The following is a 16,239-nucleotide window of genomic DNA, read 5'->3' as shown; positions in this document are numbered from 1 at the left end:
AGTGTTTTGGCAGACGCTGCTGCAGATCCATCGATTACCGGAACCAGAGTAATGTCATCCAGGTAGAAATTGGATCAAATTTAATGCATTCTCGGAGAACACGGGACCCGTCTGCCCAAATGGCGTCTGGAAAGTGACCTTATCGTATAAAAGGAATGAGGAACCCGTTTAAAAACAGAACAGGTGATCATCAGATCCGTTTTGGACAAAAATGCACTTGTTTTATTATGCTTTACCGCCTAAATGACAGGGAAACAGTGCTCTATGAATAATTCAGGTTAAATTCTCTTTGAAAATTTCCAATTTGTTTTTTGACCTTTTTATCAATCCTTCTATCATATATTGAGTCACATCCGGGAATAGGGACTGAAAAAAGTTTCTGTGCATCTACAGCATAATTTAGCATGTTTTTCATCTTTATAGGTCTTGAAGATAGATACATGATAGTTACTTTCTTTCTTTGTTTGATACTTCGACCTTTTTCTGAATCCTTCTTTGCCTCATCCAGACTTTCTTTTGCTTTTTCTAAAAGTCTTTGGTTTAAACTAGTTCTTCTAAGCAAATATTTCTTGCGCAATTGAACATAGTTATTACTTTCAACTATGGCCCTCTCCTCAAGATTTCTAGCTAGTAATTTAATACCCTTGTAGTAGCGATTGTTGTATTATCCTTATATACTTTTCTATTGTCTTTTACAAAATGAAGTAATTTCGTTTTAGATGACTCTATATTTAAAAATAGATCATTTTCACTTTTTGAAATAATTTGATTCTTGATCTGATTAACACAAACATAATTACATCTAGTTTCAGGAAGTACAATTACAAAGTCATCTGAGTATCTTCTATAAACAGCCCGGGGGTCACAAGCATGTTGACGAACTGACCAAAAAACAGATGGACCTTTATCAATCCTTAAGTGTGGATCCACCGACCTTGGTATAATATCACTGGAATTCATCAGGGTCAAAGGGAATACAGATCTGCACAAATCAATTGACGGGCTGTCTGTCCATGTTTAAGAGGGGGGGTTCAATGGAATGTTACCCCACCTGGACGTTTTTCTCGATCACCACAGCTAGGTAGCTGTGGTCAGCAGGGGCTGAAACTGAAAATTACACCGGCCATAATTCATGAAATCAGCTGACGAGGTCCAATGGTCTGGCTGCTGCCATTTATTCAGTCGATCAGGGAAATTGATTCGCTATCAATGCCTCCTAAGGTTTTTTAATACAAGAATATAAGTTTTCTTCTTTAAACAAACATTAAGGTGTCCCAACAACTAACTTAATAGGAAGGAGAATTTCATTGTCTGAGCTCTGAAATTCACCATTTATTTGACTTAATAATATTCGAACAGCTTCCCACGCTATTTGATGGATGGGCTGTTCAATTGTTGTTAATTGAGGTAAACATGTCCGTACAGTTTCTGTTCCGTCATATCCTACAACTTTAATGTGATTACAATTTAGACGTCTATATTTTTTTGATTCAGAAAGAACTGTTGCAGCAATTAAATCATCACTGGCGAAAATGCCATCCACCTCTGGCTGTTCTGTAAATACTCTTCTGACAACATCAGTTCGATTATCAGGCAACATTTCTGCCAGTTCATAAATAATTGGCTTTTTTCCCGCACTTCTCATAACTTCTTCATATCCATCTCTACGTCTGTTTGCAGGTGTCTCCAATTCGTGCGGCCCACAAATGTGAATAATATTACGACACCCTTGTTCGAGTAGCCAATTTGTTGCTAATTTTCCCCCAAGAAAGTTATCAGATGAAATAACGGGTATCTTATTGGATAGATAACGATCAATTGCAACAATCGGGAGGTTAGCTTGACGATATTCTGGAATATTTCGGTTATGTGCACCTACGATTATTCCATCCACTTGATTCCTTTGCAACATATTCAAATATTTAATTTCCTTATCAGCACGACCGAGGCTATTACAAAGAAATACTTTATAACCTTGGGATGCACATTCATTTTCAATGTCGGAAACTAATTCTCCAAAGAAGGGATTTGCAGTAGTTGGGAAAATCAGTCCTATAAAATAGGTGTGTTTATGATAAAGAGATCGTGCCAAGTCATTAGGGTGATAGTTGAGTTTTTTAATCGCTTTTTGTACTTTTTCTCTTGTTTGTATACTTATATAACCACGATTATTTAAAACTCTGGACACTGTGGTTGAGGATACTCCAGCTAATCTTGCTATATCCTTTATATTTGGTTTCAATTAATAAGTTCCCCCTTATGTGATAGAGCTTAAAACAAAATGTATTGCTTATTATCCTCTAGTTTATAGATACTAAATTTTTTGCTTTTAAAATTCACTTGAAGTACAGCTTGATAAGAACCATTTTTCCATGTAATATTCAATTCATTCTGGTTTCTCAATGTTATTGAAATACCACCGTTGAAGGCGGGAAATTCATTTCTGAATTTTAACAGGCGAAACAGTTTTTTAACAACTGGGCGCTGAACTACTTCAGCGATTTCCTGTTTTGTGTAGTAATGACGGTTTATATTACGTCCTTCTTTAGTTGCTTCAAGCAAATCGATATCGTTTTCTCCGGCAAGTAGGCCGACATAATAGACTTGAGGGATACCTGGTGCAAAGCATTGTACTGCTCGTGCAAGTAAATATGCTTGATCGTTATTGCCTAAAGCCGAAAAATATGTACAGTTAATCTGATAGATATCAAGATTGTTGTACGCTGCAGAGCTGTACACCTTTTTTACATTGGCACCTTTTTTATAGAGACTTTCTTTCGTTTCTTCTATCTCTTCATCAGTAAGCAAGCCCCTAACATCTACCACGCCTATTCCATCATGAGTATCAAGTGTTGTGAACTGTTTTCTCGGACATATCTTGAACCAATAAGCAAGATGATCTGCTTTTCCAGAATATATTGCATGTAAGAGTAGCATAGGGAGCGCAAAGTCATAGACATAATAACCCTTATGCGCGATCTTTTCCTGGATTGTATAATGTTCATGAATTTCTGGCAGAACAGCAACATTATAAGGGCTAAGCATATCTTTCGCTAATTCGAGTGTATGCCATATATCCGGTTCCACGAAAAAACAATTTGTACCAATTTTCTTGATTGCATAGGCGAAGGCATCCAACCGGATAATTGAGGCTCCTTTCCCTGCTAGAAAAGATAAATTTTCTTTTATAAATTGTTTTGTAGTATCTGATTGAACATTAAGATCAACTTGCTGTTCATTAAATGTACACCATAATTTTTCTTTGCTTCCGTCTTTAAATATAATTTCAGTGTAAGGAGCACGGGGTTTTCTTTTATAAATTCTGGAAATATCTTCCCTTGTCGGCTCTCCGTCTGGCCAGAATTTATTATATCGGATAAATAAATCTTTGTATTTAGATGTATCCTTTTTTTGTTGAAAATCCTTAAAATAAGATGATTTTCTTGAAATATGGTTAATCATAAAATCATACATCATATAATATCTATCGCTTATTTTCTCTATTTCTTCCCAGCCGCCAAACTTTGGATCAACCTTGTTATAACATTCTGGTGCAAACCCTCTGTCACCTGAAGATGGAAAAAATGGAAGGAGGTGAATACCGCCAATTACACCTTTTAAGTAAGTGTCTAGAATTTCATTCAGTTCTGCTAAATTTTTCCCCAAACTATCAGGATACGTAATTAACATGACTTTATTTTGAACTCTCATTATTGCTCCCCCCATTAGTTACGTGTATCAAGCTTATAATGTATGCGCTTTATATTTATAATATATGTCAACCGGTTACGCATATCAATCCCTTGATATTAAAATGTTTTTTAGCATGTATAATTTTAAAAATTATATGACAACCGATTGACATATGTAACCGGTTGATATAAAATTGCCTTGTTTGAAAAGGCTTACATAAAATGTACTAGGGGGGTTAGATGGTGAAAATATTTAAAAAGTTCTTTGTAGGCTTAATAGCTTTTACCTTGGTATTTTCTTTAATTGGTTGCGGCAAGAGTTCAAGTGCTAATAACGGGAAAAAGGTATTGACGGTTGGAGTTGAATCAATTTATGTTCCTTATATTAATAAAATCAAAACAGAATTTGAAAAACAAAATAATGTAACAATTAAAGTTAAGACAGTATCAAGCATGTTCGACACGATGAATTCTTTACACCTTGATGGTCCTGCTGGGAAAGCACCAGATGTAATGATGTCTCCCTTCGATCTGATGGCTGCGGCCGGTACAGAGGGTCACCTGCAACAATTCGGAAAAAGCAATTTGAATAATGTTAGTGCTAAGAACAAGCAATTAGTTACTCTCGGCAATAACATTTATGGCATTCCTGATTATGTTTCCTCTCAGGTGTTGTTTTACAATAAAGATTTAATATCTAAGGCTCCTAAGACATTCAATGATCTCGAAAAGTTGACGAAAGATAAGAGATTTATGTTGAAATCAGAACCAGGGAAATCCACAGCTTTTCTATGTGAATGGACGGCTTACTATATACTATCCGGTGCGTTTAGAGCATATGGCGGTTACATGTTTGGGAATGGAAATACTAACCCTAAGGATATTGGCTTAAATAATTCCGGTTCTGTGAAAGCACTGACATACGCGACACACTGGTATAAAGATATCTGGCCTAAAGGAATGCAGGATTCTTCGAGTGCCTGGAATTTTGTTCGGACTGAATTCATTAATAAAAAGGCTGCTGCAATTATTGCAGATCCGCTAGATGTCCCAAGCTTTAAAAAAGCAAATATTAATTATGGCGTTGCAAGTATTCCGCAGCTTCCTAACGGTCATAAATATGTTCCCTTTGCTGATGGTAGAGCATGGGTAGCATCTTCATATGCAAAAAATCCGCAAATCGCCAAAAAGTGGGTTGAATATGTAACTAATTCAAGAAATGAATATTTACAATACAAGATGGTTGGTGTGTATCCGGCTGATACCCAGGCTCTAGACAAAGTATCGAAATCGGCATCAGATCAGTTAAGTAAAGCAATCATTGATCAACAAAAGATTGCAGAGCCATTACCGATAATACCAGAGGCTAGTGTAGTATGGGCCAATATGACTCCGGCAATTTATAATGCGGCTTCAGGAAAGTATACGCCAAAGGCAGCACTAGATAAAGCAGTGAACACAATAAAAACAACGATAAAACAAAAGTTTCAGAAGTAAAGTTGTCGTGATTAATTCAGAAAAAAAGTGAGGAGTTTGTTGTATCTGAATGTGAGGAGAGGATGCAGCAGCTCTTTTTTTAGTAGATGAGTGATTGGGGGTAAATAATTGACTATGGATAACAAGATCAACAAGAAGGCAATCCGAAAAGCAGGCATACTTTCTATAATACCAGGGTTGGGTCAATTTTATAATAAACAACCTCTTAAGGGTATAATTTTCATGTCTATTAACATTCTGTTTATTATAGAACTCTTGACATTTGGAATCTCAAGCATTCAAAATTTCTTGACACTAGGCACAGTACCGATAAGAGATAATTCGATGTTCTTTTTAGTTGAGGGTACCCTTCAAATTATTATTCTCTTTATCTACCTGGTTGTATGGATATTAAATATCATTGACGCAAGAAAAACAGCAAGAGTTTATCTTCTTGATGGTTCGCGGAAATCCTCGAGTATAACGATTCTTAAAAATGTATGGCAGAAGGGCTTCCCATATATATTAACTATTCCTGCCTACATCGTTATGCTTTTTGTGATTGTGTTCCCTGTGCTCGTTACGCTTTTTATGGCGTTTACAAATTATGATTTCTTTCATACTCCGCCGGCACATTTAATTGACTGGACGGGTTTAAGTAATTTCTTTAGTCTGATCTTTTTAAGCGCATACAGAAGTACTTTTATCTCTGTTCTTTGGTGGACTCTTGTCTGGGCAATAGTAGCATCGACTCTGCAGATCATTCTTGGAATTCTGACGGCGGTAATTGTAAATCAAGATTTTGTTAAGGGTAAAAGATTTTTTCGTACTATCTTTCTCTTACCTTGGGCAGTGCCGGCTTTTATTACGATTATGAGCTTTTCTAACATATTTAATGACAGTATGGGAGCAATTAATATTCAAGTAATTAGTTTGATTAATTACTTGTTGCCATTTATTCACATTCCAATGATCCCTTGGAAGACTAATCCATTTTGGACAAAAACTGCATTGATAATGATACAGACATGGTTAGGATTTCCGTTCATTTTTGTGATCGTTACTGGAGTATTGCAATCTATACCTAATGAATTATATGAAGCAGCAAAAATGGATGGTGCAAATTTTTGGCAAAGATTCACAAAGATCACACTTCCTATGATTTTGTTCGCAACAACACCTGTAATGATAACTCAGTACACAGGTAATTTTAATAATTTTAATATAATTTATCTATTTAATGCCGGAGGCCCAGGAGATGTCGGTGGTGGTGCTGGGACAACTGATATCTTAATTTCCTGGATATACAAATTAACCGTTGGGGACTCACCTCAATTTGGAATGGCTTCTGCTGTAACTATTATTATTTCGATAATTGTCGTTGGTGTATCACTGGCAGTATTCAAAAAAGCCCATACTTTTGATAGTGAGGAGATGATGTAGTTGAAGGGCCTATGCAAAAGTCAAGTCTTAAAAAAGTTCTGGAGTCGCTTTTTCACCTATGCTTTCTTAGTTATATTGAGTATTATGATTATTTATCCACTATTAATAACGGTACAATCAGCATTTCAACCCGGAAATATTGTCGCATTTGCACTTAATCTACATTCTCATTGGACCCTTGATAATTTTAGAAGATTGTTCTTTCACACATTATACTTGCGCTGGTATGGTAATACACTAATCATTGCGACTGGAACTATGATCTTTCAAGTGATCGTTGTCACAATGGCTGGATATGCATTCAGTAGATACAGATTTGTGGGGAGAAGAAATGGGTTAATTCTGTTCTTAATTATACAAATGGTTCCAACATTGGCTGCATTAACGGCGTTTTTTGTACTAGCTATGCTGCTGCATGCACTCGATTCCTTTTGGTTCATTATCCTCCTGTATATCGGAGGAGGAATCCCAATGAATACATGGCTAATGAAGGGTTACTTTGATACGATACCACGTGATCTGGATGAATCTGCAAAAATTGATGGAGCAGGACACTTAAGAATTTTATTCCAAATTATTTTACCTCTTGCAAAGCCAATGCTTGCGGTTCAGGCTTTGTGGGCATTTATGGCACCATTTGGAGATTTCTTGTTAGCTAAGTTCCTTTTGGTAGATCAAACAAGTATCACAATAGCTGTAGGCTTGCAACAATTTATAATTGATCCCCAGAATCAAATGGTGGCCTTGTTCGCAGCGGGATCTATTCTTGCCGCATTACCCATTGTAATATTATTCTTTTTCCTTCAGAAAAATTTTGTATCCGGTTTAACTTCAGGAGGTACAAAAGGTTAAACAATTATGAGGGGGCAATTAACATCTTTTACCTTGGGAGAAATGTACACAGTAGGAATCCAATTAACAAAGGATTGTGCCAGAAAGGAACATGAAAAAATCAAGAATCTGTTTTGTAATGTTATTAATAAAAAAAGAGTGATCTATCAATGATGAGGGAAAATCTTCCATTTCCGGCTAACTTTTTTATGGCAATATTTTTTCCGAAACGAATTTTTCTTAAGAGAAAAATGTTAAGTTGGCTCCAGATAATAATTATCTTTGTTTTTATGAATGGATGTTTAATGGTGCCAATTTCCTTATTTTTATCTTCCATGAGTGGAATTAATACAAAATATATAATCCCCTCAATCTCTAAAAGTATTACTGATGATTTCGCTCAACGGCTTAGCGATTATCAGCTAACAGATGGTACTTTGTCCGGAAAGGGCAATGATTTTCAGATTAAAAACATGCACACGTTCTTAGCTGTAGACTTAAAAAATCGTATAAAAGTCCAGGGCAGCAGATTTCATTTAAAAATGAGCAGTTTTAGCAATTCACTCATTTTTAAAAAACACGGTTTTGTCATTACAGATCAAAATGGTTTTGGCTTCTATCTCAAATATCTCAACAATGTACAATTAACTATGAAAAATGCAAGAGATGTTAAAGAATTTGTTGGTGAAGCTTTATTTAATCAGTATCGTCCATTTTTAGTTGGAACGATTTCATTGCTAATTTATGCTGGCTTACTTATTGCAAACCTTTTATTGATGGGTATAGTAACACTTATCTTGTGGTTGACTAAAGTATCTCATTATTCATCGATTGGGTCATTAAGGGAAGCCGGTTCAGTGATTATTATGGCTGCAGGTCTTCCATCAATAGCAACATTAGCCTTTTCATTGGTTGATTTCAACATTACATTATTATTAATGATTCAATCACTTGGGCTTGTTATCATGCTCACGTTGATTTTCTGGAGAACAAGTTTTCAGGATTAATTATTTTGCTCTTATGATTAAGCAGGAGATTAAACAATTGAGGCTCCCCTCAATGCAACTCTCTTCAGAGAAGATGATCTTTGAAGACTGCTGTCATTAGTATTTGGTAGACGAAGATAGTCTGATTGGAGACATGTTATGGACGAGATAAAAAAAGGTCTGGTTTCAAAGCGTGGTAATGAAAATGGATTATCCTCACCATACCGTTTAGGTTATCATATCATCCCACATAAGGGTTGGCTTAATGATCCTAATGGTCTGATTCAAATTGAAAATGAGTATCATGTTTTTTTTCAACATAATCCTTTTAGTGCAAAGTGGGGATTGATGCATTGGGGGCATTTCAAGAGTAATGATCTTGTTCATTGGGAACAGCTTCCTATTGCGTTAACTCCTGGAGATTGCAATGACGTTGCCGGGTGTTTTTCTGGAAGCGCGGTTGAAGATGACGGTGTTTTAAATTTGATCTATACCGGTCACAATTACGCGGATGCTGAAAAAAAAATACCAAATGAAGTACAATGCAGAGCATTTAGCATTGATGGTACTCATTTTAAAAAGGATTTGCAGAATCCTGTGATACAGGAACATCCGGAGAGTGGTTCTGGTGATTTCCGAGATCCGAAGGTTTGGAAACATGGGCAATTTTGGTATCTAGTCGTAGGAACGACGAAAGACGGGATCGGGAAAGTGGTTCTTTATCGATCGACAGATCTCCAAAATTGGGCATACCAGGGTGTTCTAGCGCAGAGTGATGGATCACAGGGCTACATGTGGGAATGCCCGGATTTCTACAAATTGGATGGCAAGTACGTGCTGATGTTTTCACCTCAGGGAATTAAGCCATCGGGTGATCATTATCAGAATCTGTATCAAACAGGCTATCTAATTGGTGATTACGATTACTCTACAAATATATTCAATCATGGACCTTTTACGGAATTGGATCATGGTCATGATTTCTATGCTGTTCAGTCTTTCGAGGATAATAAGGGCCGAAGGATTGCGATTGGCTGGATGGATATGTGGATGTCCCCGATGCCTGAAGCGAAAGAAGGATGGGCAGGGGCTCTCACATTACCTCGCGAAATTAATCTTGTAAAAGGCAAAAAAATTCGTATGACTCCTGTTAAGGAGGTTGAATTATTGCGCATTCGACAACTTCTTTCTTGTAGAGAGGAGCAAATTATTGGTGAAAAAACATTTTCCTTTAAGGAGGATCTCTTAGAAATCGAGGTAGAGTTTGATGAAATATCAGCTTCCGATTTTGGCATAAGTCTGCGGGTTGGGCAGACAGAAAAAAGTGTGATACATTATGACACTAAATTTCAAAAACTAATTTTGGATCTCACGAAAAGTGGACAAGCAGCCAGAGGCATCCGGCAAGTTAGTCTGCCTTTAGAAGGGAGTTTGAAGTTTCATATTTTTTTAGACCGTTCATCTATCGAAGTGTTTGTTAATGATGGAGATGTTGTCTTGACTAGCAGGATCTATCCAACTGAAAAAAATCAAGGTATGCAAATATTCACAAATAACGGAAACGTCAAAATTCGAAACTTTATTATTTGGGAATTGGAAGATATTTGGAAGAATATGAATTCTAATAGCTGATTTGAAACATAAAGATTCAGGAAAAGAGGAGAAAGTAGGAAATGGGCACAGAATGGTGGAAAGAAAGTGTTGTTTACCAAATTTATCCTCGGAGTTTCAAAGATAGTAATGGAGACGGAATTGGTGATATTCCCGGTATTCTTTCGAAGTTGAAATATCTTAAACTTTTGGGCGTTGATGTTGTTTGGCTCTCTCCAGTTTATAAATCACCTAATGATGATAATGGTTACGATATCAGTAATTATCAAATGATCATGGATGATTTCGGAACAATGAGAGACTGGGAAACGCTGCTAGAAGCAATGCATCAGAATGGAATTCGGCTTGTAATGGATTTAGTTGTTAACCATACATCAGATGAACATTCCTGGTTCGTTGAATCACGAAAATCGAAGGATAATCTGTATAGAGATTACTATATTTGGAGGCCGGCAGTAAATGGAAAAGAACCAACAGATTGGCGCTCATTTTTTGGCGGTTCTGCATGGGAATATGATAAACATACAGGCGAATACTATCTTCATCTATTTTCAAAGAAACAACCAGATCTGAACTGGGAAAATAATAAATTAAGAAATCAGATTTACGGCATGATGAAATTTTGGTTGGATAAAGGCATAGATGGATTCCGTATGGATGTTATCAATATGATTTCAAAAAAAGCATATTTGGAACCATACGAAAACTTTATTAATGGACCAGTGGTCAATTATTCGTTTAAGCCTAATGCCCCACGTGTTCATGATTTTTTAAAAGAAATGAATCAAAAAGTTCTATCAAAATATGACATTATGACGGTGGGCGAATGTCCAGATGTCACACCAGATCAAGCTAAGCGATTCACCAAACCAGACTGTCACGAACTGAATATGGTTTTTCAATTTGAACATATGGATCTTGATCATCGTAAGGGTAAGGATAAATGGGATATCAAACAGTTGGATCTAATGGATTTAAAAGAGAATTTAAGCAAGTGGCAGACAGCTCTTCATAATAATGGCTGGAACAGCTTATATTGGGGTAACCATGATCAGCCGAGAATCGTTTCCCGTTTTGGGAATGATACTTCATATAGAGTTGAATCAGCAAAGATGCTAGGAACTTTGTTACATATGATGCAAGGTACACCATACATCTATCAAGGCGAAGAGATTGGCATGACCAATATTCACTACTCTTCGATTAACGATTACAAGGATATTGAAACATTGAACATGTATGAAAAACAAGTTAATGATGAAGGAATGGATCCACATAAGGTGATGGATTCAATATATGCTAAAAGTCGTGACAATGCTAGAACGCCAATGCAATGGGATGATACTAAGAATGCAGGGTTCACTAGTGGTAATCCATGGATAAAGGTCAATCCTAATTACAAAAAAATAAATGTAAAACAAGCACTGTCTGATAATCATTCTATATTTTATTATTATCAAAAATTAGTTCAATTACGCAAGCAGTATAAGATTATCGTTTATGGCGATTACAGACTGATTCTTAGAAATGAACCGCACATTTTTGCTTATTTAAGAACATGGAAAAATCAAAGACTTCTTGTCGTTTGCAATTTTTATGGAAACAATGAGAAGGTAATGCTTCCTCAGCTGTCAGAAGCAAAGAAATTATTGATTAGTAATTATGTAGTTGATCAATCTGAAAACATAAAAGATGGATTGTGCTTAAAACCTTACGAGTGCAGAGTCTATCTGTTTTGATTAGAATCAATAAGGATTTTTAAATGGTTTATTTGAATTAAGTAAGAGAATTATATCCATAACTGGAGGACTGTAATATGTATGGTGCAATTGAAGCAGGGGGAACTAAATTCGTTTGTGCTGTCAGTGATAAGGATTTAAATATAGTAAATAGAGTAGAAATTCCGACCACTTCCACAAAAGAAACAATGACTATGGTATTCGACTTTTTTAATAAACATCCTGTCTCAGCAATGGGAATTGGTTCTTTTGGACCAATAGATGTTAATAGGAATTCAAATACTTATGGATATATCACGACAACACCAAAGAAATCCTGGAGGAATTATAATTTTCTTGGAGTTATGAAGGAACATTTTAACATTCCGTATGTGTGGACAACCGATGTTAATGTCGCAGCCTATGGTGAATTGAAACGTGGTATTGCTTTAGGGAAAAACAGCTGTATATATCTTACAGTTGGGACAGGCATTGGTGGGGGAGGTGTGATTAATGGACAGCTTATGGAGAACTTTGGACATCCTGAAATGGGACATTTGTTGATAAGACGCCATAGTGATGACCAATTTAAGGGATTATGCCCTTATCATGGAGACTGTTTGGAAGGAATGGCAGCCGGACCAGCTATTGAAGCAAGATATGGAAAGAAAGCATTCGAAATCCCGGCTGATGACAGAATATGGGAGATTGAAGCTTATTATTTAGCTCAGGCATCAGTGGATCTTACTTTAACATTGGCTCCCGAAATGATTATCTTTGGTGGTGGTGTGATGAAACAACCCCAACTACTTCCATTGATTAAATCTTCATTTACTAGCCAAATGAACAATTATGTAAAAACACCTGATATAGATGAATATATTGTTCATTGTAAGCTGCGAGATAATGCGGGAATTACGGGGTGCTTATTACTGGCAAGAGAACTACTGACACATTAATTATTTCAGAACACAAACAACAAAGAAGGTAACGATTGGATCTCTATGAATGAGACGGTTATCTGTCTACAGAAAAAAATAGGAAGTTGTGACAAACACTTCCGAATTAAGTGGAGAGAAAGGCTTAGCCTTTCTCTCCATGGCTTGTTTTTCGTTCTTATTTTGTTAAGAGCTTTTGCTAGATTACAGTAGAAATTAGCCATTTAACGCCCGCCTAAGAAATTTGTAGTAAGTAAAGGAAATCATGAGTATTTTGTTCAATGATATCTAAGAAAAGAATATATAATGAACGACTATAAACGATCATGTGAGGAAAATTTCATGCCCCGGATTCTTTTAGGAAGATGTTTGCAGCCTAGTTAAATGCCGTTATATCGATAATTACAGTCAAAAATTTTGGCGGATAAATCACAATAAAGTAACCGACAATCAACTGACCTATGTATAATGGTCAATAGAGTTGTCGGCTCTTTGTTGTATTTGTTATATTTTGAGAAAAGGAAAGAGTTGTTCGCCTCCCTTACGCTTCCAGGCCGAGAGATGACAAACAACTCTATCACTTATGATCATGATTATTGTACTTGAATGTCCGCTTACGATCAAGAAATATATTCAATTTGTTGCTGCTTATCGTCAGGATGTTCCCTGTCCATGTTGTGGACAAAACACGCGACGACACGGTAAGTATGAACGGACGGTTCATACTCACCGGCGATCTTTTCAGATACCCATTATGCGCCGTAGATGCGCAGGTTGTAGAAAGACCCTCTCTTTAATCCCTTGTTTTCTTGCTCCTTGGGCGAGATTCATAAACCCCATCTATGAATGCTTTGGTCGCGCCCTGATCAGTGGCATTCCCATCTTTAAACTACCTGAACGCTTAACAACTGAAGGGGTTTCTGTTGTCTCGCTAAGAACGCTTTATCGGTGGAAAAACAGGCTTCGGAAATGGCTGAGTCTATGGTGGATCAATCAACGTCATATCTGGGCGATGGAGAACCAGGAAGGCGATAGCCTGCTTTCGCTTTATCGGGAAGGAATCAACTCATATGAAGAGATTCAAGGCCTGCTGGCCTTTGCCTTCAGAGGAGACATCCCTCGGAGAGGAAGGCTCTTATCCCTGCTCCATCTCCGCCGGCCGATAGGACCTGGATGAAGTCACCCAAGGTGTCGGTTCGTTTGGAATAGATTGAATGATTTCCCTTTTTATTACTCCACAAAGTTTGTCTCTTTCTCTATGGGTCAATTTAACGAAAAATAGAGGTTGTGTCCCATTCTGATGATGTGAGAGGAGAAAGAGATGAACGAAACGATTCGAGAAGAGATCGCTGCGTTTCGGTTCGGGCTTATTGCCCCAGTCGTTCAGCGGCAGCTTCAACCTGGAGAGCAGTATGCCCTTTTGCGAGAAATTGCGAGACAGACCTATATTATCCCGGGCAGCGAACGTACTACGGTGAGTCTCCGCTCACTGGAAAGATATTTGAGGACTTATGAAAAACAAGGATTTGATGGACTCAAACCGCAGTTACGAGCGAAAAAAGGCAGCCTGCATCAATTGGACCTGACGGTCCTTCAGCGAGCCATTGATTTGCGTAAAGAACTCACGAGCCGAAGTGTGGAACAGATTATTCGTCTGCTGGAACTAGAGGGAAAAGTCCAAGCAGGCGTGTTAAAGCCGCGAACATTATCCCGTTATTTTCAGGAACAGGGCTGGAGCCGGAAAGACCTTTCGCGCACCGTGAGAAAGGAATTCCAGGCTTTTGAACATGGGGCACCAAACGACTGCTGGCAAGCGGATACACAGCACACGCTCTACCTGCCGGATCCCAGACATCCGGAACGACGAAAAAAAGCTTACCTCATTGCGATTATCGATGATCACAGTCGCCGAATCATGCATGCTGAATTTTTTATGGAGGAGCGCTATCCAAGACTGGAACGGTGTATTCAAAAAGCGGTGCTAAAGTTTGGTGTTCCCCATCTTTTCTTTTGCGATAATGGGTCGATCTACAATGCCAAACAGCTTCCCATTATGTGTGCCCGCATGGGCACCAGACTGGCCCACGCAACAGCGTTCTCGCCTGAATCAAAAGGGAAAATTGAGAAGTTTTTCCAATATGTAGATAGCAGTTTCACGGGTGAAGCGAATCTATTGATCAACCAAGGAAAATTGACGACTTTGAGACAGTTAAATGATTATCTGTATTCCTGGTTGGAGGCCTACGATAACCGCGTTCATCGAGAAACCCAACAGACACCAAAAAAGCGCTTTGAATCCCAATCATCAAACCTTAGGCATCTTCCAGCAGAAGCTCTGAAAGAAATCTTTTTATGGGAAGAGGAACGCACGGTAAGAAAAACATCAGTAATTGAACTGGAGGGCAACACGTTTGATGTGGATGCTTCTCTTAGGGGCCAGCGAATCCAGATTCGGTACAATCCCTTTGATCTTTCTAACGTTCAAATTTGGAAAGATGGAGAACGCTTTCCAAATGCGAATCCGGCAGTTTTCAAAAATCAATCGCACCATAAATGGTTAAATGACGAAGGTGACGAAACTCCTGCCGGAGTGTCCAGTTTCCTGGAGCAGCTAAAAAAAGAGCAGGATGAAATCAAGCGCAAACAACTCGGCACCACAAGTTTTGCTCAATTAAGAACTAAAACTGAAAAGAGGTGAATAGAGAATGCTTGATTTTTTTGAAATGAAAGGCATCCCGTTTACACGTGAGATTGACCCGCAACACTTGTTTTCATCAGCCACGCAAAAAGAAGCGAATGCCCGATTAGAGTATGCGGTGCAGCACCGTCAATTCTGCCTGCTGACCGGAGAAGCCGGGATGGGGAAGTCAACGTCGATCCGATCTCTTGTTCATCAGCTGGATCCCATCCATCATCCCTATTTGTATCTCTGCGACTCTTCCCTGACACCGAAGCTTTTTTACCGGGAGGTGCTTCAACACTTTGGGATTAAACCTGCCTTTCGCTCTACGGATGCCCGTCGCCAATTTCAATCTTTGATGTTGGATCTTTATGAAAATGAGAAAAAAGTACCCGTCCTTATTTTGGATGAAGCACACTATTTTCTGAAACAATGCTTCAGGAGCTGCGGTATATCCTCAATTTTAAAGAAGACTCGTTGTCTCCGCTCGCCCTGATTCTTGTGGGTCAGCCCAGCCTACGCCATCTGCTTCGAATTAAACTCTTGGAAGCGGTCGATCAGCGCATACAAATGCGTTATCAGAGTAAGCGTCAAATAATGGACACCTAGGATCGTCATCCGGATCATGGGATAATACATTCATCAAAGATAGATGGAGATGAATCTCATGACCTTGAACGAACGAGATTTGTTATGGAAAGAACGTATCGAATCCTTCGAATCCAGCGGTCTGAACGGTGCGCAATGGTGTCGGTCTCAAGAGATCCCGGTGAAACAATTTCGTTATTGGCATAAGAAACTGCGCCGCAGGGCTGCTGCCCAAACACAGGAACCGAAAAGGAACCGATGGACCGCTGTTTCTCG

The 16,239-nt window shown here is 38.1% G+C and carries 13 protein-coding genes; 11 read left to right on the top strand and 2 right to left on the bottom strand.

All coding sequences use genetic code 11. The features are described from left to right. Window positions 1-1,264 precede the first annotated feature (1,264 nt). Together D889_RS0113960 and gtfA are read right to left on the bottom strand one after the other, a co-directional pair. Entirely contained in the window at window positions 1,265-2,242 is a 978-nt protein-coding gene (locus tag D889_RS0113960) for a LacI family DNA-binding transcriptional regulator (RefSeq protein ID WP_010632779.1), read from the bottom strand. A 29-nt stretch (window positions 2,243-2,271) separates the two neighbouring features. Continuing rightward, on the bottom strand, window positions 2,272-3,711 hold the full coding sequence (gene gtfA / locus D889_RS0113955; RefSeq protein WP_010632780.1) for a sucrose phosphorylase: 1,440 nt from the start codon (window positions 3,709-3,711) through the stop codon (window positions 2,272-2,274). 221 nt (window positions 3,712-3,932) lie between these two features. Between gtfA and D889_RS0113950 the strand changes: the two genes are divergently transcribed. The 11 genes from D889_RS0113950 to tnpA form a co-directional block, all read left to right on the top strand. Then, window positions 3,933-5,189 carry an extracellular solute-binding protein gene (locus D889_RS0113950; protein WP_010632781.1) on the top strand — a complete coding sequence of 419 codons (1,257 nt, stop codon included), beginning with the start codon at window positions 3,933-3,935 and terminating at the stop codon, window positions 5,187-5,189. A 114-nt stretch (window positions 5,190-5,303) separates the two neighbouring features. Beyond that, the gene (locus D889_RS0113945) at window positions 5,304-6,611 is read left to right on the top strand and encodes a sugar ABC transporter permease (protein ID WP_010632782.1); all 1,308 of its coding nucleotides are present in this window, start codon (window positions 5,304-5,306) and stop codon (window positions 6,609-6,611) included. Further along, complete coding sequence (locus D889_RS0113940) at window positions 6,612-7,463, top strand: sugar ABC transporter permease (protein WP_010632783.1); 852 nt, start codon at window positions 6,612-6,614, stop codon at window positions 7,461-7,463. A gap of 149 nt (window positions 7,464-7,612) precedes the next feature. Further along, window positions 7,613-8,449 (top strand): maltodextrose utilization protein MalA, encoded by an 837-nt coding sequence (locus tag D889_RS0113930; RefSeq protein ID WP_010632784.1) that lies wholly within the window; start codon window positions 7,613-7,615, stop codon window positions 8,447-8,449. A gap of 138 nt (window positions 8,450-8,587) precedes the next feature. After that, window positions 8,588-10,060, top strand: coding sequence for a glycoside hydrolase family 32 protein (locus tag D889_RS0113925; protein ID WP_010632785.1), 1,473 nt, complete (start codon window positions 8,588-8,590; stop codon window positions 10,058-10,060). Between the two features lie 41 nt (window positions 10,061-10,101). Further along, window positions 10,102-11,778: a glycoside hydrolase family 13 protein gene (locus D889_RS0113920; protein WP_010632786.1), complete on the top strand. Its 1,677-nt coding sequence runs from the start codon at window positions 10,102-10,104 to the stop codon at window positions 11,776-11,778. A gap of 77 nt (window positions 11,779-11,855) precedes the next feature. Beyond that, a complete protein-coding gene (locus D889_RS0113915) occupies window positions 11,856-12,716 on the top strand; it encodes an ROK family protein (RefSeq protein WP_010632787.1) in 861 nt (286 codons plus the stop codon). 562 nt (window positions 12,717-13,278) lie between these two features. After that, window positions 13,279-13,872: a DUF6431 domain-containing protein gene (locus D889_RS15920; RefSeq protein WP_345938778.1), complete on the top strand. Its 594-nt coding sequence runs from the start codon at window positions 13,279-13,281 to the stop codon at window positions 13,870-13,872. Window positions 13,873-14,016: 144 nt separating this feature from the next. Then, window positions 14,017-15,393, top strand: coding sequence for a DDE-type integrase/transposase/recombinase (locus tag D889_RS0113910; protein ID WP_010632788.1), 1,377 nt, complete (start codon window positions 14,017-14,019; stop codon window positions 15,391-15,393). A 7-nt stretch (window positions 15,394-15,400) separates the two neighbouring features. After that, entirely contained in the window at window positions 15,401-15,871 is a 471-nt protein-coding gene (locus tag D889_RS0113905) for an ATP-binding protein (RefSeq protein WP_010632789.1), read from the top strand. Between the two features lie 171 nt (window positions 15,872-16,042). After that, on the top strand, window positions 16,043-16,239 hold a 197-nt coding region (gene tnpA, locus D889_RS15790), incomplete at its 3' end, for an IS66 family insertion sequence element accessory protein TnpA (RefSeq protein WP_018962428.1).

The organism is Sporolactobacillus vineae DSM 21990 = SL153, from assembly GCF_000377985.1.
Taxonomy (GTDB): domain Bacteria; phylum Bacillota; class Bacilli; order Bacillales; family Sporolactobacillaceae; genus Sporolactobacillus; species Sporolactobacillus vineae.
This window is presented reverse-complemented; position numbering and strand designations above follow the sequence as displayed.